Source organism: Pseudoduganella namucuonensis (assembly GCF_900116645.1).
Taxonomy (GTDB): Bacteria; Pseudomonadota; Gammaproteobacteria; order Burkholderiales; family Burkholderiaceae_D; genus Rugamonas; species Rugamonas namucuonensis.
In genome coordinates, this window is the sequence record NZ_FPBO01000006.1 from 269,967 (window position 1) to 292,655 (window position 22,689).

Below are 22,689 nucleotides of genomic sequence, written 5' to 3' on the forward strand. Positions count from 1 at the left end.
ACCAAGGCGGCGCCCACCGGAGACCTGCATGACCGAACACCCCCTGAACGAGCCCAAGCTTGATTCCGACCTGGATCCCCACGCCGATCCCCACCTGTGGCTGGAAGACGTCGAGGGCGACGCCCAGCTCGACTGGGTGCGGCGCCAGAACGCCGTCGCCACCGAGGAACTGCAAAGCCTGCCGCAATTCCCCGTGCTGCACGGGCGCCTGAAAACCATCCTCAACTCGCAGGAGCGCATCCCCTACGTCACCCTGCACGAGGGCCATTACTACAACTTCTGGCGCGACGCCGAGCATGTGCGCGGCGTCTGGCGGCGCACCACGCCCGAGCAGTACCGCCGCGCCGAGCCGGAATGGGAAACCATCATCAGCCTGGACCGGCTGGCCGACGACGAGGACGAGAACTGGGTCTGGGGCGGCGCCTCCTTCCTGCACCAAAGCGAGCGCTGCCTGATTTCGCTGTCGCGCGGGGGCGGCGACGCCCACGTGTTGCGCGAATTCGACCTGGCCACCGGCGGCTTCGTCGCCGACGGCTTCATCCTGCCCGAGGCCAAGGGCAGCGCCTCCTGGATAGACCGCGACACCGTGTTCGTCTGCACCGATTTCGGCGCCGGCACCCTGACCAGCTCGGGCTACCCGCGCGTGGTGAAGGAGTGGCGGCGCGGCACGCCGCTGGACCACGCGCTGACCCTGTACGAGGCGCTGCCGGACGACCTGAGCGTGGGCGCCGGCAAGGATTTCGCGCCGGGCTGCGAATTCGAGTTCATCTGGCGCTCGATGAGCTTTTACACCAACGAGCTCTACCTGCGCGACGGCGCCACGCTGACCAAGGTCGACAAGCCGGACGACGCCACCGCCTACACGGTGCGCGACCAGCTCATCATCGACCTGCGCTCCGAGTGGACCACGGGCGGGCGCAGCTACCCGCAGGGCGCGCTGCTGGCCACGGACTTCCGCCGCTTCCTGGCGGGCGAACGCGACTTCGCAGTGCTGTTCGAACCGACCGCGGCCACGTCGCTGGACGGCGTCAGCGTGACGCGCTCGGCCATCCTGCTCAACGTGCTGGACAACGTGAAGAACCGCGTCATCGAACTGACCTTGGACGACGGCGAGTGGCATCGCCGCCCGGTGGCCGCGCCCGCCTTCGGCTCGCTGGAGGCGGACGCGCTGGACTCCATCGACAGCGACGAGTACATGCTGTCGGTGACCGACTTCCTGACGCCGACCACGCTGTGCCTGTGCCGCGTGGGCAGCGACGAGCGCGTCGTCCTGAAATCGCTGCCGGCCTATTTCGACGCCGCGCCCTACCGGGTGCTGCAATACGAGGCGGCCTCGCGCGACGGCACGCCGGTGCCCTACTTCGTCGTCATGCGCGACGGCGCACCGGACGGCGCGCTGCCCGGCGACCGCCCCGCCAACCCGGCGCCCGCGCTGCTGTACGGCTACGGCGGCTTCGAGGTGTCGCTGAAGCCGTATTACAGCGGCGCCACCGGCGCCGCGTGGCTGGAGCAAGGCGGCATCTACGTGCTGGCCAACATCCGCGGCGGCGGCGAGTTCGGGCCGCGCTGGCACCAGGCCGCGCTCAAGCGGCACCGCCAGCGCGCCTACGACGACTTCATCGCCGTGGCGGAGGACGTCATCACGCGCGGCCTGAGCAGCCCGCGCCACCTGGGCATCATGGGCGGCAGCAACGGCGGCCTGCTGGTGGGCGCCGTCATGACGCAGCGGCCGGACCTGTTCAACGCCGTGGTCTGCCAGGTGCCGCTGCTGGACATGCGGCGCTACCACCAGTTGCTGGCGGGCGCCTCCTGGATGGGCGAATACGGCGACCCGGACGATCCCGAGCAATGGGCCTACATCGCCCGCTACTCGCCCTACCACAACGTGGCGGCGGACCGGCGCTACCCGCGCGTGCTGTTCACCACCTCCACCCGCGACGACCGGGTCCACCCCGGCCACGCCCGCAAGATGGCGGCGCTGATGATGGAACAGGGCCACGACGTGCTGTACTGGGAAAACACCGAGGGCGGCCACGCCGGCGCCGCCAACAACGACCAGCAGGCGCTCATGTGGGCGCTGACCTACGCCTTCCTGCTCAAGCAGCTGGCCGCCTGACGCGCCGGCCGCGGCGCGCGGACTCCCGGGCGGCGTCGCGGCGGAAATAATATAAGTTATAACTTTTTTGTTTTATAATAGTTATAAATAATAATTATTTCCCTCAAAACCACCACGGGAGACATTCGTGAAAATTTCCTCGCGCGCCATCGCCTGCGCCTGCGTCATGCTCGTACTGGCGCTGGCCGGCCCCGCCGAGGCGCACGTGAAGTGGTTCGCGCAGTGGGACATCGTCTGCCCGCCACGGGATCCAAGACGCGTGCTGTCGCTGGACCTGTGGCGGGCCTTCTTCGCCGCCGCGGTGGCCGCGATGGCGGCGCTGGCCGCGCTCGATTGGCATCTCGCCCGCAACGACGCGCTGGACCGCTTCAGCCGGCGCGTGCACGACGCCGTCGCGCCCCGCGCGATACCGCTGTTGCGCTGCGGGCTGGCCATCTACTTCGTGCTGGCCGCGACTTGCCTGGCGGAGCCCGCCTACCTCACCCCCGAACTGCGGGCGCCGCACTGGGTGGCGGCGGTGCAACTGGCCGCCGCCGCGCTGGTGCTGTGGCGCCCCACGGCGTGGCTGGCCGGGCTCGCGCTGATCGGCCTGTACGCGATGGCGGTGGCCGAGTACGGCTGGTTCCACCTGCTGGACTATCCCTTGTTCCTGGGCCTCGGCGTCATCCTGCTGCTGCCCAAGCTGGCGCGCGGCGACAGCGTCTTGCTGAGCCTGGACGTGCTGCGCGCCAGCGCCGCGGTCACGCTGCTATGGGGCGGCATCGAGAAATTCGCCTACCCGGAATGGAGCTTCGACCTGATGAAGAACATCTCCTTCCTCAGCCTGGGCGTCTCGCCGGAGACCGCGATGTATATGTACGGCTTCGGCGAAGTGGCGCTGTCGTTCGGGCTGCTCGCCTTCGGCGTGGGCAGCCAGATCGCCGCCGCGTTGCTGCTGCTGGTGTTCGTGGTCGCGATCCCGCCCTTCGGCATGGTCGATCTGGTCGGGCACAGCGGCATCATCGCCGGACTCGTGCCGCTGACGCTGACGCGCTCGCGCCTGCGGGTGCGCCTGCGCTCGGCCGCGCGCAATGCGGCGTGGCACGGCGCCGCCTTTTCGGCCACGCTGGTGGCGCTCGGCATCGGCTACTTCGGCCTGCACGAACTGTACATCGCCCCCAAGACGGCCGCCCGGCTGCTCGCCTGACCTTCCCCCGACTGTCCCCCTGGGCGCCCCCCTCGGGCGGTCCAAGTCCCCGCCGCGCCAATCGTGCGCGGTGGAAATAAAATAAATTTTATTCTATGACAAAAAGTTTCCGTTGGTAATTGTAAAATTACCAACGTAACGTTTTCCATACACTATGCCGTTTTGCACTTAATAGCTTGACTCGCGGTGGCACCGGAGTATCTTTTTACCTGCTCCCCACCCTGCGGCTTTCCCCTCCGAGGACCTCTTCGATGAATGACATGACCGATTTTTCCGAGCAGCTCGACGTCAAGCTGCTGCTCCAGACTTTAATGGCGTTGAGGAAGGGCGATTTCACGGCGCGCATGCCGTCCGGCTGGACCGGCATCCCCGGCAAGATCGCCGACACGCTGAACGAGATCATCGAAACCAAGGAAAAGATGGTGAAGGCGGTCACCGAGGTGAGCCGCGTGGTGGGCCGCGAGGGCCGCCTGACCCAGCGCGCGGCCGTGCCCAACGTGACCGGCGGCTGGCAGACCATCCTCAGTTCCGTCAACACGCTGATCGACGACCTGGTGCGCCCCACCACCGAGATGGCGCGCGTGATCGGCGCCGTGGCCAAGGGCGACCTGTCGCAGACCATGGCGCTGGAGGTGGACGGCCACCCGCTGAAGGGCCAGTACCTGCGCGCGGCCACCACCGCCAACACCATGGTGGAGCAGCTTTCCTCCTTCTCCTCCGAGGTAACGCGCGTGGCGCGCGAGGTGGGCACCGAGGGCAAGCTGGGCGGCCAGGCGCAGGTGAAGGGCGTGGCCGGCACGTGGAAGGACTTGACCGACTCCGTGAACTCCATGGCGGGCAACCTGACTTCTCAGGTGCGCAACATCGCCGAGGTGACCACCGCCGTGGCCAACGGCGACTTGTCGAAAAAGATCACGGTGGACGTGCGCGGCGAGATCCTACAGTTGAAGGACACCATCAACGTGATGGTGGACCAGCTGCGCTCCTTCGCCTCTGAGGTGACGCGCGTGGCGCGCGAGGTGGGCACGGAAGGGAAGCTGGGCGGCCAGGCCTACGTGCCCGGCGTGGGCGGCACCTGGAAGGACTTGACCGACAACGTGAACTTCATGGCGTCGAACTTGACGGGCCAGGTGCGCAACATCGCGGCGGTGACCACCGCCGTGGCCAACGGCGACTTGTCCAAGAAGATCACGGTGGACGTGAAGGGCGAGATCCTGGAACTGAAAAACACCATCAACGTGATGGTGGACCAATTGTCCTCCTTCGCCTCCGAGGTGACGCGCGTGGCGCGCGAGGTGGGCACGGAAGGGAAGCTGGGCGGCCAGGCCTACGTGCCCGGCGTGGGCGGCACCTGGAAGGACTTGACCGACAACGTGAACTTCATGGCGTCGAACTTGACGGGCCAGGTGCGCAACATCGCGGCGGTGACCACCGCCGTGGCCAACGGCGACTTGTCCAAGAAGATCACGGTGGACGTGAAGGGCGAGATCCTGGAACTGAAAAACACCATCAACGTGATGGTGGACCAATTGTCCTCCTTCGCCTCCGAGGTGACGCGCGTGGCGCGCGAGGTGGGCACGGAAGGGAAGCTGGGCGGCCAGGCCTACGTGCCCGGCGTGGGCGGCACCTGGAAGGACTTGACCGACAACGTGAACTTCATGGCGTCCAACCTCACGGGCCAGGTGCGCAACATCGCGGCGGTGACCACCGCCGTGGCGCGCGGCGACTTGTCGAAAAAGATCACGGTGGACGTGAAGGGCGAGATCCTGGAACTGAAGGACACCATCAACGTGATGGTGGACCAATTGTCCTCCTTCGCGTCGGAAGTGACGCGGGTGGCGCGCGAGGTGGGCACCGAGGGTAAGCTGGGCGGCCAGGCCAACGTGTCCGGCGTGGCCGGCACCTGGAAGGACTTGACGGAGAACGTGAACCAGCTGGCGGCAAACCTGACCAACCAGGTGCGCGCGATCGCCGAGGTGGCGACCGCCGTGACGCGGGGCGACTTGTCCCGTTCCATCCAGGTGGAGGCGCGCGGCGAGGTGTCCTACCTGAAGGACAACATCAACGAGATGATCCGCAACCTGAAGGAAACCACGCAGAAGAACGCGCAGCAGGACTGGCTGAAGACCAACCTGGCGCGCTTCACCCGCTTGCTGCAGGGCCAGCGCGACTTGCAGGCGGTGACGAAGCTGATCCTGTCCGAGCTGGCGCCGCTGGTGTCGGCGCACCACGGCGTGTTCTACATGATGGACTCGCAGGAGGCCGACGCCCGCCTGCGCATGATCGCCAGCTACGGCTACCGTTCCAGCCGCAAGCTGCCGACCTCCTTCCTGCCCGGCGAGGGCCTGGTGGGCCAGTGCGCGCTGGAGAAGGTGCGCATCTGGCTGACCGACGTGCCGCGCGACTACATCGTGGTCTCGTCCGGCCTGGGCGCCGCGCCGCCGACCAACATCGTCGTGCTGCCCATCCTGTTCGAGCAGCAGGTGAAGGCGGTGATCGAGATCGCCTCGCTGGACCGCTTCACCGAGACCCACTTGTCCTTCCTGGACCAGCTGATGGAATCGATCGGCGTGGTGCTCAACACCATCGAGGCCAACAGCCGCACCGAGTCGCTGCTGACGCAGTCGCAATCGCTGGCGCAGGAACTGCAGCAGACCAACCAGGAGCTGGCCGAGAAGGCCCGCCTGCTGTCCGAGCAGAACATCGAGGTGGAACGCAAGAACCGCGAGGTGGAGCAGGCCAAGCTGGCGCTGGAGGAAAAAGCCACGCAGCTGGCGCTGTCCTCCAAGTACAAGTCCGAGTTCCTGGCCAACATGTCGCACGAGCTGCGCACGCCCCTGAACTCGCTGCTGATCCTGGCGCAGCAGCTAGGCGACAACCCGGAGGGCAACCTGTCCGGCAAGCAGGTGGAATTCGCCAAGACCATCCACGGCTCCGGCTCCGACCTGCTCACGCTGATCAATGACATTCTCGACCTGTCGAAGATCGAGTCCGGCACGGTGACCCTGGACGTCTCCGAATACCGCTTCGCCAACCTGCGCAACTACGTGGACCGCACCTTCCGCCACATGGCCGAGGCCAAGCACCTGGGCTTCTCGGTGGAACTGTCGGACACCCTGCCGACCGCCGTGATGACCGACACCACGCGCTTGCAGCAGGTGCTGAAAAACCTGCTGTCGAACGCCTTCAAGTTCACCAACCACGGCCAGGTCTCGCTGCGCATCGCGCTGGTGTCCACCGGCTGGACCAGCGACCACCCCAACCTGATCCACGCGGACGCGGTGCTGGCCTTCGCCGTGTCCGACACCGGCGTCGGCATCGCGTCCGACAAGCTGCAGCTGATCTTCGAGGCCTTCCAGCAGGCCGACGGCTCCACCGCCCGCAAATACGGCGGCACGGGCCTGGGCCTGTCGATCTCGCGCGAACTGGCCCGCCTGCTGGGCGGCGAGATCCGCGTCGAATCCGTGGTCGGCAGCGGCTCCACCTTCACGCTGTTCCTGCCCTACAACCGCGCCGGCTTCATCAATTACGACCTGGGCCGCCAGCCGCCGACCCGCGCGCCGGCCCAGGCGCCGAAGATCGTCTACGTGCCGCCGGTGCAGGAGCCGCAGGCCGAGACCATCACGGACGTCGAGCTCGATCCCGAACTGGCCGAATACAGCTCCAGCCTCGACGACCGCGGCCTGGTGGCGCCGGGCGACCCGTCCGTGCTGATCATCGAGGACGACGAGCGCTTCGCCAAGGTGGTGCTGGACTTCGCCCGCGAGAAGAACTTCAAGGGCGTGGTGACGCACCAGGGCGACTCCGCGCTGTCGCTGGCGCGCGACTACCTGCCGTCGGCCATCCTGCTCGACATCGACCTGCCGGACATCGACGGCTTCACGGTGCTGGACCGCCTGAAACGCGACCCGAGCACGCGCCACATCCCGGTGCACGTGATGTCCAGCCTGCGCGAGCGCGAGCGCGCGCTGCGCCAAGGCGCCATTTCCTACATGGCCAAGCCGGTCAGCAAGGAGGCGCTGCATGAGGAGTTCACCCGCATCCAGAAATTCCTGCTGGGCGGCAAACGCAGCCTGCTGGTGGTGGACGACGAGCAGCACCAGCGCGACGCCATCGTGGCCCTGATCGGCGACGCCGACCTGCGCATCGTCGCCGTCGACACCGGCGAGGCGGCGCTGAAGGCGCTGCGCGACAGCCACTTCGACTGCATGGTGCTGGACTTGACGCTGCCCGACATCAGCGGCTTCGAGCTGCTCGACATCATCGGCAAGGACCCGAGCCTGCGCGACCTGCCCATCGTGATCAACACGGCCAAGGACCTGAACCGCAAGGAAGTGACGAAGCTGAAACGCTACGCCAAGACCATCGTCATCAAGGACGCCCGCTCGCCCGAGCGCCTGCTGGACGAGACCGCGCTGTTCCTGCACCGCTCGCAGGCCAGCCTGCCCGAGCTGCAGCGCCGCATGCTGGAGGAGATCCACGCGGCCGACAGCGGCCTGGCGGGACGCAAGGTGCTGATCGTCGACGACGACCTGCGCAACATCTTCGCGCTGTCGTCGCTGCTGGAGCGCCAGCAGATGCACGTGCTGTTCGCCGAGAACGGCCGCGACGGCATCGAGGTGCTGGAGCGCGACCCGACCATCGAGATCGTCCTGATGGACATCATGATGCCGGAGATGGACGGCTACGACACCATGCGCGCGATCCGGCGCATACCGAAGTTCAAGTCGCTGCCCATCCTCACGCTGACGGCGAAGGCGATGAAGGGCGACCGCGACAAGTGCATCGCGGCCGGCGCCTCGGACTACATCACCAAGCCGGTGGACGTGGCGCAGCTGCTGTCGCTGATGCGCGTCTGGCTGCACTGATGGGGGCCGTGACGCCATTGCGGCGCGAGGCCGCCGCTGAGGTCGAGGAGCTGGAACTGGAGCTGCTGCTGGAGGCGCTGTTCCAGCGCTACGGCTACGACTTCCGCAGCCACGAGCGCGCCCTGTTGCGGCGCAAGCTGCGCGGCGTGATGCGCACGCGCGGCCTGCGCACGCTGTCCTCGCTGCAGGACCGGGCGCTGCACGACCCGGCTGCGGCCAGCGCCACGCTGCGCGCGCTGCACGTGCCGCCGGCCACGCTGTTCGACGACACCGACGAGGCGCGCCAGCTGCGCCAGCTGGCCGGCGGCTGCCTGCGCGGCGCCGCCCTGCCCCGCATCTGGCTGGCCGACTGCGCCGGCGCCGAGCAGGCCTGGACGCTGGCGGTGATCCTGGCCGAGGAGGGCCTGCTGGAGCACACCGAGATCCACGCCACCGTGGCCAGCGACGAGCAATTGGAGGAGGCGCTGGACGCGGCCATCCCGCTCGATCGCATGGCGGCCGCGCAGGCCGCGTACGCGCGCGCCGGCGGCGCCGGCCAGCTGGCCTCGCACTTCCAGGTGGACGGCAAGCGCGCCGTGCTGGCGCCCGCCTTGCGCAGCCACATCACGTGGGCGCAGTACAACCTGGTGACGGACGCCTCCTTCAACGAGTTCAACCTCATCGCCTGCCGCCGCGCCCTGCCCGACTTCGGGCCGCTGCTGCGCCAGCGCGTGCTGCACCTGTTCCACGAAAGCCTGGCGCCGTTCGGCATCCTCGGGCTGGACCGCCCGCTGCAGCAATCCGACCCGCTGTGGGGCAGCTACGCCCCCGCCGCCCCGGCGCCCTGGCACCGCCGCATCGCTTGAACGCCCGCGTCAGCCGGCGGCCGCGCTGGGGCGCTCCGCGATGCGGTCGCGCCAGGCCTGCAGGTGCGGCAGGCCTTCCGCGCTGGGCCGGAACTTCATCAGCCCGCGCGCGAACTCCACCGCGCAGAAGGCCGTGATGTCGGCGATGGTGAAGCGCAGTCCCGCCACGTAGGGCTGGCCGGCCAGCACCTGGTCCAGCCAGCGCAGCGGCTCGCGCACCTTCTCGCCCTGCGAGGCGCCGAAGTCGGGGAACTGCGGCTGCTCCAGCGCGGCCAGGCCGGGATGGGTGTGGCGCACGCAGTTGGCGATGCCCGCGAACACATGCAGCTCGACGCGGCGGTCCGCCATCTCGATGAAGGCGCGGTCGTCGTAGCCGTCGCCCATCAGGTTCGGTTCCGGGTACAGGCCCTCCAGGTAGGTGCAGATGGCGCGCGTCTCGGTCAACACGCGGCCGTCGTCCAGTTCCAGCGCGGGCACGCGGCCGAAGGGATTCTTGGCGATGAATTCCTCGCCGCGGTTCTGCAGCGCGCCCAGGTCGATATTGACGGTCTCGATATCGTTGACGCCCTTCTCGGCCAGGAACATGGCCACCCGGCGGGGATTGGGCGCGCGTGCGCTCGTGTACAGTTTCATGGGCTTAAACACCTTTCTCGCGGGATTGTCCGGTCTCCAGCATTTTGCGCGCTTCCGCCGCGAACTGCTCGGTTTTTTCGGCGCTGGCCGTGCGGTCCAGCCGCGATGGCGGCAGCGTGATGCCGCGCTGCACGGCGGGCCGCCCTCCCACCAGCGCCAGCCAGCGCTGCAGGTGCGGCAGGCCGTCCGTGTCCACGCCGGACCAGCTGTGCGTGCGCACCCAGGCCCAGTTGGCGATGTCGGCGATGGAATAGTCGCCGGCCAGATATTCATGGTCCCGCAGGTGGCCGTCCAGCACGCGGAACAGCCGCTTGCTCTCGCCCTGGTAGCGGTCGATGGCGGCGGGGATCTTTTCGGGGAAATAGCGGTAGAACACATTGGCCTGCCCCATCATCGGGCCGATGCCGCCCATCTGGAACATCAGCCATTGCAGCACCCGCGAGCGGGCCTTGGCGCCGGCCGGCATCAGGCGGCCCGTCTTCTCGGCCAGGTAGATCAGGATGGCGCCGGACTCGAACACGGCGAAGTCGTCCTCCGCGCGGTCGACGATGGCCGGGATGCGCCCGTTCGGATTGATGGCCAGGAACCACGGCTCTTTCTGCGTGCCCGCCGCCAGGTCCAGCGCGTGCAGTTCATAGGGCAGTTCGAGCTCCTCGAGCGCGATGGAGATCTTGTGGCCGTTGGGCGTGGCCGCTGTGTACAGATCGATCATGGACGTCCTTTCAAATCTTGCTGGGGAAGATGAACTCGTTGCCGCAATTGCCGTAGCTGTTGGCGCCGCCCTTGGTCCTCATCGGCGCGCCCGGCTGCTGCTGGCCCCACTCGAAGGAGACGTACAGCGAATTGACGAACTTGCCTTTGCACTTCAGGTGGACCGCGCCGTCCAGTTTGGGCAGCTTCTTCGCGATCACCGCGTCGAACTCGGAACGGGCCACGGGCCGGTCCAGCATGGGCGCGACCGCGTCGGCGAAGGTCTTGGTGTGCTCCAGCGCCCAGCCGAAGTAGTCGGCCGGCTTCATCGGCGAGCAGGTGCCGTGCTTGACCCACTCGTGGCGCTCAAGGCATTTCTCCAGCCCCGCCATATAGCCCTTGCCCGCGTTCCAGGCCTTCGATTCGTACAAGCCCTCGGGCTTGGGATAGGCGCAGAACTTGCCGCCGCCGTTGTCCTTGCCCTTGCCTTTGCAGGCGGAGCCGCAGGTGCCGGACGGGTAGCCCGCCTGATAGTTCGGCCACAAGCCGTGCAGCTGCACGCCCGGCTTGGGGAAGCTGGCGCAGCTGGGATCGCTCCTGCCGCCGGAGCCCATGCAGAAGGTGGCGGGCACGGTCAGTTCGAGGCGATAGTACTTGGGCTTGCTGGGGTCGATGCTGCAGCTGGGGCCGTCCGGGCGGGCGGCGTGGGCGCCCGCCGCCATGGCCAGGGCGGCGATCGTGCCGATGAGTGCGCGCATGGTTTCTCTCGTGTGGTAAAACCGCAAGTGTAGGCGAAATCCACGGAAAAGACGGGCAAAAAAAGACCGGCTGATCTCTGGAGGAAAGGAGCCGGTCGAAACGCTTTTGGAGCGCGGGGATATCGTGCCGCATCTGAGGGATACGGCAACCTGGCGCACGGAGGAGGCCGCGCGCTACAGGTGTTACTTTGCCAGCAATCTTGCCGCCGAGGCTTAGGAGTTCATTAAAGACCCGGCGGCCAAATGTAACAATTAAAACAAGGCAAACCGTCCAGGCAAAAAAAACCCGCAATCGTTGGATTGCGGGCCAAGGGATTCAAATCGGGAGAGATTTGAAAGAGCGATAAGATCATCTCACTGCATCATGACCGGCGGATGACATCGCGCGCCAGTCAATCGGTGGTAAGGTGGAGCTCCGAATCCGTGCTGTCAGACGTAAGATTAGTACATAGAAACACCTTAGAATCTCTCGAATAGTCACAATGCCGAAATATCTGCGTTTCCATGCAACACGCCGGACCTTTTTACCGCTGACGGCGGCCTTGCTCGCGGCCCTGCTCGCGGCATGCGCGCCGCTGAGCGGCATGCTGCCAGGGGCCTCGCCGGAGGCCGCCCCGCCCTCGGCAGCCGCCGCGACGGTCCCGCCCGACGCCTGGCTGGACCAGGCGCGCGCGGCCCGGCGCCAGGTCTTGCGCATCGATACGGCGACGTCGCTGATCGCGGTCACGGTCCGCCGCGGCGGCGCCCTGGCGCGGCTGGGGCACGACCACGTGATCGCCACGCGCGGCCTGTCCGGCTGGGCGGTGCCGGCCGCCGGCGCCAAGCCGGGCAGGACCAGCTTCAGCTTCCGCCTGGACCAGATGATCGTCGACGACACGGAACTGCGCGCCGTCGCGGGCCTGAACACGGTTCCGTCCGCCGACGCGATCTCCGGCACGCGCAACAACATGCTGGTCAAGGTGCTGGACGCGGAACAATACCCGGAAGTGCGCGTCGTGGCCGACACCACCGGCCCCGGCGCGCCGCTGGAGACGGCCATCACGCTGCATGGCGTGACCCGCCACTACGCGGTGCCCGCCACCCTGAGCGCGAGCGGCGGCCGCGTGACGGCCAGCGGCACGGTGCAGCTCAAGCAAAGCGATTTCGGCATCAAGCCGTTTTCCGTGCTGGGCGGCGCGCTGGCCGTGCAGGACGAGATGGAGTTGCGCTTCGAGATCAGCGCCGTGAAGGCGCGTTAGCGAGAACTCAGCGCGCCGCGATCAGGCGCACGCCCAGGCCGATGAAGATGGCGCCGGCGGTCCGGTCCAGCCACAGGCCGGCGCGCGGATTGCGGTTGATCCATTTGCCGACCGTGCCGGAGAAATAACCCAGCAACCCGAACAGCACGCAGGCCTGCAGCGTGAAAATCAAGCCCAGTTGCGCGGTCTGCCAGCTGACGCCGCCGCGCTCGGCGACGACGAACTGCGGCAGGAAGGACAGGAAGAACAGCACGACCTTGGGGTTGATGCTGTTGGCGAACAAGCCCTTGCCGAACAGCGCCAGCAGCGAGCCGTCCGCGCTTCCCTTGCCGTCGCCGCGCCCGTTCTCGTCCACGCGCGCGCCGCCCTTGCTGCGCAGCGCGCCCCAGCCCAGCCACACCAGGTACAGGCCGCCGAACACCTTGAGCGCCGTGAAGGCCACCGGCGAGGCGGCGATCAGCGCGCTCACGCCCAGCGTCGCCAGCAGCGTGTGCGTCAAACACCCCAGCGCGCACCCCAGGCCGAACACGATGCCCCGCGCGCGTCCGCGCGACATGCCCACGCCCAGCACCATCAGGTTGTCAGGTCCCGGCGAGGCCGTGATCAAAATGGCGGCGGCCAGAAAACCATAGAATTGGTCGGGCGATATCAGCAACATATGTATTCCGTCTATAGTCGATTAGAATATGGCAAGTTCGCCATTTTACTATCACCGCGCTGTGCCACAGCGGCAAACAACATGAGTCCAGTTCGCACGATGCTATACCAGCTCATCGCCCTGTTCGCCTGCCACCTGCGCAAAGCCTTGTCCCCCGCCTTGCCGCTGTCGCCGATGGCGCCGCTGATCGTGTCCCTGATGGCGCTGCTGCTGGCAGCCCCCGCCCCGCGCGCCGAACCCGTCGCCGACAGCCGCCAGGGCCAGGCGGTGCTCACCCAGCTCCGCTCGCTGGACCTGCTCAAGCACGCCAAGCTGTACCACGCCGACGCCAAGACCTTCCCCGCCACCGCCGCCGACATTCCCGCGCTGATCGCCACGCTCAAGCCGGCCGACGGCGTGGACCTGCTGGGCGGCGGCTACTGGCTGCACGCGCGCCTGCGCAACGACACGCGGCAAACGGCCTGGGTGGTCGACCCCAACGACACGCTGATCGAGGAAGTGGAAACCCGCCTCTACGGCCCGGACGGCTCGCTGCAGCGCCTGCCCACCGGCTACGTCGCCTCGCACGAATACCTGCTGCACTACGGGAAGGACGTCCAGCTGCAGCCGGGCGAAACCTACGAGGTGCTGATTCATTTCTCCAGCCCCTATTACGCGCGCAAGCCGGTGTTCGCCGTCACGCCGCAAAACGCCTACCACCGGCTGGTGGCGCGCGAGAACTTCCTCATCATCGGCTCCGTGGGCGCCCTGCTGGCGCTGGCCATCTTCAATTTCTTCATCTACACCTACACCCGCGACCGCTCGCCGCTGTACTACTCGCTGTACGTGCTGACCTACGCCGCCGGCTGGGGCCTGACCTTCCACCTGCCCGCCGACATGTTCGGCTGGCACGACCTGCGCTTCCACTACGTCCCCTTCTTCCTGCTGCCGGTGGCCAGCACCCTGTTCTACACCAACTTCCTGCGGCTGAAGGAAAACGCGCCCAGGCTGTACGCGCTCAGCCGGATCAACCTGGTGCTGCCGCTGCTGCTGCTGCCCAGCTGCTTCCTCGCCCTCAGCTACGCCCACACGCTGGCCACCATCGCCATCATGGTGTGGATGCCGATGGCGCTGGCGACCGGCGTCATCGTCTGGCGCAAGGGCTACCAGCCGGCCCGCTTCTTCGTGTTCGGCTTCATCGCGCTGATGCTGCCCGGCCTGGTCATCCTGCCCGCCAACGTGGGCCTGATCCCGGCCCTGGTGGAGAACGCCCAGCTGTTCACGCTGCTCGGCGGCACCCTGGACGGCGTGCTGCTGGCGTTCGCGCTGGCCGACCAGATCCGCCTGCTGCGCAACCACCTGGAACAGCGGGTGCAGGAACGCACGGTCGAACTGACCGAGGCCAAGGAACACGCCGAGATCGTCAGCCGCCACCGCATCGACTTCCTGTCCGCCATGAGCCACGACATCCGCACCCCGCTGGCCGGCGTGATCGGCATGCTGAAGTTCGCGCTGCGCGACCAGACCGTGCGCGGCCGCACCGAGGAATACCTGCGCATCGGCCTGCAGAACAGCGAGGCGCTGCTGGCCATCCTCAACGACATCCTGGACTTCTCCAAGATCGACGCCGGCAAGCTGTCGATCGAGGCCGTCGACGTGGACCTGCGCTCGCTGGTGGACGACGCGGTCGGCATCCTGCAGGCGCAGGCGGACGCCAAGAGCCTGCTGCTCAAGTGCGACCTGGCGCTGGACATGCCGCGCTACGTGCAGGGCGACCCGACCCGCATCCGCCAGATCCTGCTCAACCTGCTGGGCAACGCCATCAAGTTCACCGACCGCGGCGAAGTGCGGCTGGAGGCCTCGGCCAAGCCGGGCCGCAACGGCCTCACCTTCGTCAGCTTCCGCATCACCGACACCGGCCCCGGCATCAACCCGCAGACGCTGGGCCGCCTGTTCCAGAAGTTCGAACAGGCCGACATCTCCACCACGCGCCGCTTCGGCGGCACCGGCCTGGGACTGGCCATCTGCAAGGAACTGGTGGAACTGATGGGCGGCACCATCGGCGTCGACAGCCAGCAGGGAGTCGGCTCCACCTTCCACTTCACGCTGCCGCTGGCGATGGGGGTGCCGCCCGAGACCGAACTGGCCGAGCCGCGCGAACAGCGCCACGCCTACCGCCTGCGCATCCTGTGCGCCGAGGACGTGCGCACCAACCAGATCATCATCAGCACGCTGCTCGAAAGCATGGGCCACGAGGTGGTGATCGTGGAAAACGGCATCGAATCGCTGGAGGCGCTCAGCACCGGCGAGTACGACCTGGTGCTGATGGACGGTCGCATGCCGGCCATGGACGGCGAGCAGGCCGCGCGCCTGATACGCCGCGGCGGCACCGAGGACTACCGCGTGCGCGACACCAGCGTGCCCATCATCGCCCTGACCGCCAACGCCAGCGACCACGACCGCGCGCGCTACCTGGCCGTCGGCATGGACGGCTTCCTCAGCAAGCCGGTGGACGAGCGCCTGCTGTACGACCAGATCGAAAAGACCATCGCCCAGCTGCTCAACCGCGGCCGCACGCTGACGCCGCTGGACCCGTCCACCCTGCCCGTCCAGGACGACGAGGAGTCCGCCGTGGAGCAAGCCTACTACGCCGCCGCGAACAAGGCCGCCGGCTGCGCGCTGGACGGCGCCATCCTGTCCGGCCCGCCCAGCGAGGCCGAACTGGCCGCGCAATTCGGCGTCGATCCCCCGGCCGAGGCCTGTCCCGACAGCGCCAGGATACGCATCGTGCCGCTGGCCGGCCTGTCGCACAAACACATGCAGCGCATTACGCAAGCCTTCCTCGAGGAGGCGCCGCGGCGCTTGGAACTGGCGCGCAACGCGGCCCAGGCCGGCAAAGGCAGCACCGCCTCCGCCGCCTTCCACGCCCTCAAGGGCAGCGCCGGCTACCTCAGCTCCAGCCACCTGCACACGCTGTGCCACACGCTGGAAAAACTGGCCGCCGCCGGCGAGCTGGACAAGGTGATGGCCGCCCTGCCCGAGGTCGCCGCCGCGCTTGACGCCGCCTGCGCCGACCTGCGCGGCCAGCAAAAGCGCGCGTTTTCCGAAACCAGCCTGGCCTCCTAGCGTCCTTCCCGCAAGCGTTGTGTGCGCTGGGCAACCGAGTCCGCCCGCGCGCCGACGTATGCTGGACGCATGAAACGTGACCTCCCCGCGACCGACGCCCCCGCAGCCGCCAAGGCGGCCGGCCTGCGCTATGTGATGGACCGCCTGCCCGGCCTGGGCCGCCGTCCCGGCGGCAAGCGCTTCCGCTATGTCGACGCCGACGGACGGCCGGTGCGCGATCCCGAGACATTGGCGCGCATCCGCGCGCTCGCCATCCCGCCCGCCTGGCGCGACGTGTGGATCTGCCCGCTGCCGCACGGCCACCTGCAAGCGACGGGCCGCGACGCGCGCGGCCGCAAGCAATACCGCTACCACCCGCACTGGCGCCGCGTGCGCGACGAGGTCAAGTACGACCGCATGCTGGCGTTCGGGCAGGCGCTGCCGCGGATCCGCCAAAGCGTGGAAGAGGCCCTGAAGCTGCCCGGCCTGCCGCGCGAAAAGGTGCTCGCCACGGTGGTGATGCTGCTGCAGACCACGATGATGCGGATCGGTAACGAGGAATACGCGCGCGAAAACAAGTCATTCGGCCTGACGACGCTGCGCAACCGGCACGTGCGGATAGACGGCGGCGCGGTCGAGTTCCGCTTCCGCGGCAAGAGCGGCGTGCAACACGCCGTGCGGGTGCAGGACCGGCGCCTGGCGCGCATCATCCGCGGCACGCGCGACCTGCCGGGTCAGGACCTGTTCCAGTACGTGGACGACGACGGCGCGCTGCACAGCGTGGGCTCGGCCGACGTGAACGACTACCTGCGCGCCATCAGCGGCGAGGACTATACGGCCAAGGACTTCCGCACCTGGCACGGCACGGTGCTGGCCGCGCTGGCCCTGCACGAGACGGGGCCGGCCGAAACGGCGGCGGAGGCCAAGCGCAACATCGTGCGCGCGATCGAGACGGTGGCGGGCAAGCTGGGCAACACACCGTCGGTGTGCCGCAAATGCTATGTGCATCCGGCGGTGCTGGACGCCTATCTGGAAGGCGTCACCCTGCCCGAGTGCGAGGCCTGCGACCCGCTGGAGCCCAGCGAGGCCGCCCTGCTGGCCCTGCTGCGCCTGCGGCTGGCCGCTTGAATGATCGGGCCGCCGGCCGGTCGATCAAAAGCCCCGGGCGCGCTGCGTGTAGTCCGAATAGGCGGGAATGGCGACCGCGGCCAGAATGCCGACGACGGCGAAACCGACAAAAATGATCAGCCCCCACTTGGTCCACTTGCGCTGGACGCGGTTGAACTCCTCCAAGCTGTCCCAGCGCTTGTTACGCCACGCCAGCTCGCGGCCCTTGAAGCCCAGGTAGATGCCGACGATGAAGCCGACATAGGGAATCAGCGCCAGCAAGCCTATCCAGGTCTTGTTGCCGATGGCCCAGATCCAATTCCAAAGGAAAGCGCCCCACGACCAGCCTTTGACGCCGGGCGGTATCACCGCGCCCGAACCCATGCCGGAAGTGTTTTCAGAGTCGGGATACGCGGTCGAAACGTCCGAGGTGGGCGGCAAATAGGGATTCGTCATGTGCGCTCTTTCAGTTCGGTGGAGAAGTCACTGCTTACCAGGCAGCAACATAGCAGAAACGGCATCGCTGGAAACTATCGAATTCTATCTGGCCTGGTACCCCGACTGCACGCAGAGCGTCCAAAAAGTCGGGGGACCTCACTGGGCTATGAGTGCAGTTTATTTCCGCAGAGCCAGATTTGACCTGACAGATGCTGTCAGATGGGATAGAGTCTCCCTTGATCCGCAGCTAAAAGCTGACAATGGCTCAGGTGGTTAAACCGTCCTAAAAAACACAATCTCTCTACATACCCGTATGCAAGAAGCTCAACTAGAAGCCATTATTCAGGATTTGCGAAGCTTGGAAGGTCAATATCAAGTCCACCCAGGACACTCGACGGCCGCGCTCAGTGGGGAAAACCGGGCTAAATTCAAGCGGCTAGTACTTGAAGCAAAAGGACTAATTCAATCGGCCGCAGGAATCAACGATTTTGCAGTGCCACTTCTTACCCTGTGTAATTTTTCTGGATATGGCGCTTTCGATCCGCCGCTTCCTGATCAACTGCATGAAGCAATCGCACTCGTCGAAGGCGGCTTAAATCTAGTTCGGCAAAAGTCGGCTGGTCTTAGTGCACTAGCGCAAACGACTCAGAAAGACTTGTATGTCGATCCTCAACGCATCTTCCAACTCCAATCAATTAAGGGGAGCAGCTGGGATCTAAAGCGTCTGGTGAGATTACTGCAAGAACTTAACACTGCTCATTTCCATGACTTGCATATGGCCACAGCCATGCTGGTGCGTGCTATCACTGACCACGTAGCACCGGTACTCAGGTGCAAAAATTTTTCAGAAGTTGCGAACCAGTATGCGGCACCAAAGTCGTTCAGCGATCAGATGAAGCAATTAGACACCTCACTTCGAAAAGTCGCAGACTCATTCCTTCACCAGCAAATTAGGCAGTCAGAGGTGTTGCCGCTACGTCCCCAGGTGGACTTTAAGCCGGCGCTGGACGTATTGTTAGCTGAGATTGTGCGGGTACTACAGTAGTCGTGGTGGGCAGGCAAACTGCCTACACAACAAGATTTGAAATTCGTCGCCGTCAGATTTCGGCCAACAGCAGACGGTCGTATTGAAGCAGGTTAACGCAAGATTCGGAGGAGCGATGCAATGTAGCTGCGGTGGTAGTAGTGACCTTGTAGAGATTAGTCAGAACTACACGGAGTTTGTCGCAGGAATGCGCTGCCTTGAAACGGGCGACTGGGTCAAACTATTGCAATGTCTTGGGTGCGGCCAGCTTTGGCGAACCGATGAATGGGATAAATATCAAACACTGTACTCCTGCAAATTAAGCTCGCCTGAGGGCTGGAAATCGACCGATATGGAACCCTTGATAAAGGAACGTATCGTCGAAAATCATGGCGGGCTGGATACCTCTCTGTGCCTAGCGAAGGACTGCAAGCAACATGTGCTTAAAGGAAGAGCATATTGCGTTGACCATTTTTATGAAACCGGAGTAAGAGCTTGAACTGCTGAAACCGGCCAGAAGCCGACGTTTGGTGTCATTTTTAGTATCTTAATATTTCAAGGAGTCACAGTTGTATAAAAATCCTGTTGAATCTCGCTGGAAGTTCATCTCTGTCGGCATCGCAATTTCTCTCGTGGTACGCACAAGTAATTTTGTGAATTTTAACCAACCCAATACTCCTGAGGTAATGGGTTCATTTTTTGGCGCCGCTATCGGTGGTGCTTTGCTGGGTTGAGTGGCTTGGTGGATTTGGAGTAAGAATAGAAAAAGTCTTTAATGATATAGATGACGCCAAACGGCCAGCAGCGGCCAGTTAATAAAATGAAAGACGATTAAGACAATGCTATGTCTTGAAGATGAGAAGTGGAAGGAGCTTCATGGCGGCTATCGAATACAATATGATGCCTCGGTAGCCCTGCGGTCAATGCAAGACGGAATAGACGTCTGGGATGAACTATGGAATGAGCTTCACCATCAAGGCGATGTCGGCGTTGCTTCTTACGCGGCAGTTCCGCAGTTGGTTCGCATCGCGGGCGGGGCGGCGTATCGTGATTGGAATTTTTATGGGTTATTGGCGACCATCGAAGTTGAGCGTCATCGTAAAGGTAATCCGGCTATACCCTCTTGGTTGAAGGCAGATTACGACAGCGCCTTGGCAAGAGCTTCTGCCTTAGCTTTGGCAGACATGGGTTTGAAAACTGACAGCGCCACTACTCACGCCATTCTCAGCGTACTTGCTCTGGCAAAAGGCGAATTGAAGCTTGGTGCAATGCTCTCGGGTCTGGATGCATCTGAGTTGGACGAATGGTTAGAAGAGAAATTGGCCTGGACCGAGACGTACGAAGAATGAGGCTGACTATGGCCAATAGCTGCCTTCCATGCCAGCCCGAATCGAACATGGCGATACATGAATATTCACTTTGAGATTGATGCCCGAATGGGTGTCGGCCCTATTTTGTTTGGCATGACGCAGGCCGACGTGCACAAGTTACTGGGAGAGCCAGACTGGTTTGACTCTAGCAGAGAAGAATATCTTCAGGGATTCATTATTCGTTACGATGAGGCTCAATTGGTGGAATTCATTGAATTGGCTAAATCAGAACTGTTCAGTGCCACTTTTCGCGGTAAGAACCTACATGCGCTGATAGCGGAAGAGGCCATATCCTTTATGTCCCAGTTCGATAGGTTTGATGAGAACGATGTTGAATTAGGCTATTCCTACATCTTCCCAATGCTCGATTTAAGCCTTTGGCGAAGCACAATTCCTGATTCTGGTTCTGACCCTGATGGACAATATTTTGAAGCGATCGGGCTGGGGAAAGAGGGTTATTTCACGCCCAAATAGACGAAGGTCTGCTACGGGGCGGTAGCCGCTGCGGTCCACACCCACCTTGACGGTCAAGTACAATCGGCCACAAGCCGACACATGAACTTATCTAACAAATGGAAAATTATAAGCTGCGATATTTTTTTTGACCCAGGCTCCGGCATTTGCCTTTGGTCCGAAAATGGCCTAGCCAGAAATAGATTCGGATATCCTGTTAAGCTGGATAGTCTAGAACTTACATCGTCGGTGAAGGCGCAGGCAGAAGAATTGATAGCATGGTTTGATACGTCCATTAACTGGAGCTACCCACCCGCGCCGTCACCTTGGTCTGTTGTGGAGCGTGAGCATTTTCAGGTCGCGGCTGCAAACCTACTCCGCTTACTTCAGGAATGCTTGGGGACTGGCTTTGAAATTCGGGATTGTGCTCGTTGACCTCAACCGGCCAGAAGCGGCCCATCAGAAAATTAACTACCTCGTCTAATGGCACATTTTTCACATCCTGCTTCCGACAACGAATTAATCGAATTCGTCGATAAATGGGCCTCCCTGCTGGAATCCGAGGATTACACTGCTGCCTATTCACTTACCTCCCATGACAAGTACATGAAGTGGACGCCGGAGCTAATACGGGAGGCTATAAAATCGTACGATGAATGTCGTCCGGAGCAAAGAGTTACCGTTGTCGGGAAATTCACCGACATTTCCCAGCGAAAGGAAGTCACGCGCTGGTCAATTAATCGTCATGGATACATCGGCGAAATTTGGTATGACTTGAATATTGATGGCTATGCTTCGGACTTGACGGCTACGTTCGGAATTCTTGAAAGCTCGGATGACTTGACTATCGAGCTCAGCGATATTCATGTGATGTGAGGTATGAAAAACTCCCCATCCCGACCAATAACTGTCGCCCCCGCCTTCGCCGTATCGAGGACCATCGGCTTTGGGGCGCTTAGGCCCACCTGGCGTGACAATGCGTGCATTTTTCACCTAGACAAGATGCTATCCTGAGCACCGTCGACCGAGTTCGGCCAGTAGCGGACGCAACAAAATTTTGAACATGAGGCTCTATGGCTCTTACGGTACCCCAGGAATACCTCGAATATATTCGAGCTCATGGCATCTTTGAAGGTTTTACATCGGACGAGGCCGAGCCGGGATACATTGAGCTCTGGGCTCCAGAAGCAATTCCGGCGAATAATCGTGACATCGAAGTCGAATCACTCGCACCTGGCTTCCTCGCCTTTGCGGGAAATGGCGGCGGCGAAGTGCTTGCATTTGATGCTGCCGGTGCCGTGTACATGCTGCCGATGATTGGGATGGCCTCAGATTACGCAGTACAAGTGGCGAACGATTTTGAATCGTTAGCCGAGCGATTTGTTCGCTAACGGCCAGGAGCCGCCGTTCGTATATTTCGGCTTACCCATCGATATGGAGCAAAGCAATAGAATGGTCTATTCGAAAGTTGTGAGCTGCTACGACGGTTCGGCCAACCTTGAGGGCCGCACAATTCAAGCACTCCACTCAGAGTACAGTTTTGCAGCACTTCGGCTCGACAACAATCAGGTTATAAGTTTTGCTGCTGAAGAAGTCACCGTGGGTAAATGGTTTGAGGTATTCCCGATTTGCCTGTATGCGCTTGATCGGGACTACGCCGTCGCATGGAGCGAGCTTGAATCACCCTTTGCTGTAACGTCCAGCGAATTGTTGTGGCGGGAGGAATGGCTGGAATCCGCGCCGGACGGTTCGTCGTTCATGGGTTCTGGGCCGCACTCTGTCCAGTTTGCGGACGTGCTCGGGACTGCGCCGAAATCGAACGCCAATGTCGTTAAAGTGCTGGCCGGGATTAGGCTAAACGGACAGAATGGGCGCGTTCTGGTCGTAAGCAGCTCTGACAATACACCGTTCAAAATCGACTTGGCGACGGTAAAGCTAGAAATAGAGCAAGTAATGCAGTCCCATACGCCGGAGAAAATTTGACAATTTCCGGCCAAAAGCAGACAAGGGTAGTGACAAGTACACGGGCGAAAGGACTTATGGCTAAGCAATTTTCAAAGTTTGTGCGAGCGATCCAGTCATGAACTTACTTATTGGTGGCCTAAAAATCTTCGTTGTGGCCATTAGCTGTCGAGTCCCGTTTGATCATAAACACGTTTAACGAATAATTCGGGCTTCTGCCGCTGCCATTCCTTGAGCGCTTGGATCGGTGTCCTGGTGC

20 protein-coding genes and 1 pseudogene are annotated in these 22,689 nt (G+C 63.5%); 16 read left to right on the forward strand and 5 right to left on the reverse strand.

Going from position 1 to position 22,689, the window contains the following annotated elements:
* The first annotated feature begins 28 nt into the window (after positions 1 to 28).
* The 4 genes from BM436_RS09260 (at position 29) to BM436_RS09275 (ending at position 9,015) form a co-directional block, all read left to right on the forward strand.
* Positions 29 to 2,116 carry a prolyl oligopeptidase family serine peptidase gene (locus BM436_RS09260; protein ID WP_093555211.1) on the forward strand — a complete coding sequence of 696 codons (2,088 nt, stop codon included), beginning with the start codon at positions 29 to 31 and terminating at the stop codon, positions 2,114 to 2,116.
* Positions 2,117 to 2,243: 127 nt separating this feature from the next.
* Complete coding sequence (locus BM436_RS09265; RefSeq protein ID WP_093555212.1) at positions 2,244 to 3,302, forward strand: hypothetical protein; 1,059 nt, start codon at positions 2,244 to 2,246, stop codon at positions 3,300 to 3,302.
* A 251-nt stretch (positions 3,303 to 3,553) separates the two neighbouring features.
* Positions 3,554 to 8,170 carry a response regulator gene (locus BM436_RS09270; protein ID WP_093555213.1) on the forward strand — a complete coding sequence of 1,539 codons (4,617 nt, stop codon included), beginning with the start codon at positions 3,554 to 3,556 and terminating at the stop codon, positions 8,168 to 8,170.
* Positions 8,170 to 9,015, forward strand: coding sequence for a CheR family methyltransferase (locus BM436_RS09275; RefSeq protein WP_093555214.1), 846 nt, complete (start codon positions 8,170 to 8,172; stop codon positions 9,013 to 9,015). The genes BM436_RS09270 and BM436_RS09275 overlap by 1 nt, the downstream gene beginning before the upstream one ends.
* Before the next feature lie 9 nt (positions 9,016 to 9,024).
* Here BM436_RS09275 and BM436_RS09280 read toward each other — a convergent pair whose 3' ends face one another.
* The 3 genes from BM436_RS09280 to BM436_RS09290 are packed head-to-tail and all read right to left on the reverse strand — an operon-like array spanning position 9,025 to position 11,096.
* Complete coding sequence (locus BM436_RS09280; protein WP_093555215.1) at positions 9,025 to 9,648, reverse strand: glutathione S-transferase family protein; 624 nt, start codon at positions 9,646 to 9,648, stop codon at positions 9,025 to 9,027.
* Between the two features lie 4 nt (positions 9,649 to 9,652).
* Positions 9,653 to 10,360 carry a glutathione S-transferase family protein gene (locus BM436_RS09285; protein ID WP_093555216.1) on the reverse strand — a complete coding sequence of 236 codons (708 nt, stop codon included), beginning with the start codon at positions 10,358 to 10,360 and terminating at the stop codon, positions 9,653 to 9,655.
* 10 nt (positions 10,361 to 10,370) lie between these two features.
* The gene (locus BM436_RS09290; protein WP_093555217.1) at positions 10,371 to 11,096 is read right to left on the reverse strand and encodes a ribonuclease T2 family protein; all 726 of its coding nucleotides are present in this window, start codon (positions 11,094 to 11,096) and stop codon (positions 10,371 to 10,373) included.
* Between the two features lie 482 nt (positions 11,097 to 11,578).
* On the opposite strand from BM436_RS09290, the gene BM436_RS09295 reads away from it, so the two are divergent.
* Complete coding sequence (locus BM436_RS09295) at positions 11,579 to 12,334, forward strand: YceI family protein (protein WP_229489759.1); 756 nt, start codon at positions 11,579 to 11,581, stop codon at positions 12,332 to 12,334.
* 7 nt (positions 12,335 to 12,341) lie between these two features.
* On the opposite strand, the gene BM436_RS09300 is transcribed toward BM436_RS09295, so the two are convergent.
* On the reverse strand, positions 12,342 to 12,992 hold the full coding sequence (locus BM436_RS09300) for a LysE family translocator (protein WP_177307076.1): 651 nt from the start codon (positions 12,990 to 12,992) through the stop codon (positions 12,342 to 12,344).
* Between the two features lie 81 nt (positions 12,993 to 13,073).
* On the opposite strand from BM436_RS09300, the gene BM436_RS09305 reads away from it, so the two are divergent.
* Both BM436_RS09305 and BM436_RS09310 read left to right on the forward strand, forming a co-directional pair.
* Positions 13,074 to 16,097, forward strand: coding sequence for a 7TM diverse intracellular signaling domain-containing protein (locus BM436_RS09305; protein ID WP_229489769.1), 3,024 nt, complete (start codon positions 13,074 to 13,076; stop codon positions 16,095 to 16,097).
* A gap of 69 nt (positions 16,098 to 16,166) precedes the next feature.
* Positions 16,167 to 17,204 carry a DNA topoisomerase IB gene (locus BM436_RS09310; RefSeq protein ID WP_093555218.1) on the forward strand — a complete coding sequence of 346 codons (1,038 nt, stop codon included), beginning with the start codon at positions 16,167 to 16,169 and terminating at the stop codon, positions 17,202 to 17,204.
* A 33-nt stretch (positions 17,205 to 17,237) separates the two neighbouring features.
* Here the strand turns inward: BM436_RS09310 and BM436_RS37805 are convergent.
* A pseudogene (locus BM436_RS37805) lies at positions 17,238 to 17,369 on the reverse strand (pilin); the annotation flags it as partial.
* A 565-nt stretch (positions 17,370 to 17,934) separates the two neighbouring features.
* Here BM436_RS37805 and BM436_RS36075 point away from each other — a divergent pair.
* The 9 genes from BM436_RS36075 (at position 17,935) to BM436_RS09335 (ending at position 22,451) form a co-directional block, all read left to right on the forward strand.
* Complete coding sequence (locus BM436_RS36075) at positions 17,935 to 18,666, forward strand: hypothetical protein (RefSeq protein ID WP_143133029.1); 732 nt, start codon at positions 17,935 to 17,937, stop codon at positions 18,664 to 18,666.
* 82 nt (positions 18,667 to 18,748) lie between these two features.
* Positions 18,749 to 19,144 (forward strand): metal-binding protein, encoded by a 396-nt coding sequence (locus BM436_RS36080; RefSeq protein WP_143133030.1) that lies wholly within the window; start codon positions 18,749 to 18,751, stop codon positions 19,142 to 19,144.
* 70 nt (positions 19,145 to 19,214) lie between these two features.
* Entirely contained in the window at positions 19,215 to 19,379 is a 165-nt protein-coding gene (locus BM436_RS37005; protein ID WP_177307078.1) for a hypothetical protein, read from the forward strand.
* 105 nt (positions 19,380 to 19,484) lie between these two features.
* On the forward strand, positions 19,485 to 19,994 hold the full coding sequence (locus BM436_RS09320) for a hypothetical protein (protein WP_093555220.1): 510 nt from the start codon (positions 19,485 to 19,487) through the stop codon (positions 19,992 to 19,994).
* A gap of 57 nt (positions 19,995 to 20,051) precedes the next feature.
* Positions 20,052 to 20,489: an outer membrane protein assembly factor BamE gene (locus BM436_RS09325; protein WP_143133031.1), complete on the forward strand. Its 438-nt coding sequence runs from the start codon at positions 20,052 to 20,054 to the stop codon at positions 20,487 to 20,489.
* 81 nt (positions 20,490 to 20,570) lie between these two features.
* Positions 20,571 to 20,903 (forward strand): immunity protein CdiI family protein, encoded by a 333-nt coding sequence (locus tag BM436_RS38815; RefSeq protein ID WP_503826272.1) that lies wholly within the window; start codon positions 20,571 to 20,573, stop codon positions 20,901 to 20,903.
* 48 nt (positions 20,904 to 20,951) lie between these two features.
* Complete coding sequence (locus tag BM436_RS09330; RefSeq protein WP_093555222.1) at positions 20,952 to 21,344, forward strand: DUF7668 domain-containing protein; 393 nt, start codon at positions 20,952 to 20,954, stop codon at positions 21,342 to 21,344.
* A 197-nt stretch (positions 21,345 to 21,541) separates the two neighbouring features.
* Positions 21,542 to 21,859 carry an SMI1/KNR4 family protein gene (locus tag BM436_RS36085; protein WP_143133033.1) on the forward strand — a complete coding sequence of 106 codons (318 nt, stop codon included), beginning with the start codon at positions 21,542 to 21,544 and terminating at the stop codon, positions 21,857 to 21,859.
* 61 nt (positions 21,860 to 21,920) lie between these two features.
* Positions 21,921 to 22,451: a hypothetical protein gene (locus tag BM436_RS09335; RefSeq protein ID WP_143133035.1), complete on the forward strand. Its 531-nt coding sequence runs from the start codon at positions 21,921 to 21,923 to the stop codon at positions 22,449 to 22,451.
* Positions 22,452 to 22,689 lie beyond the last annotated feature (238 nt).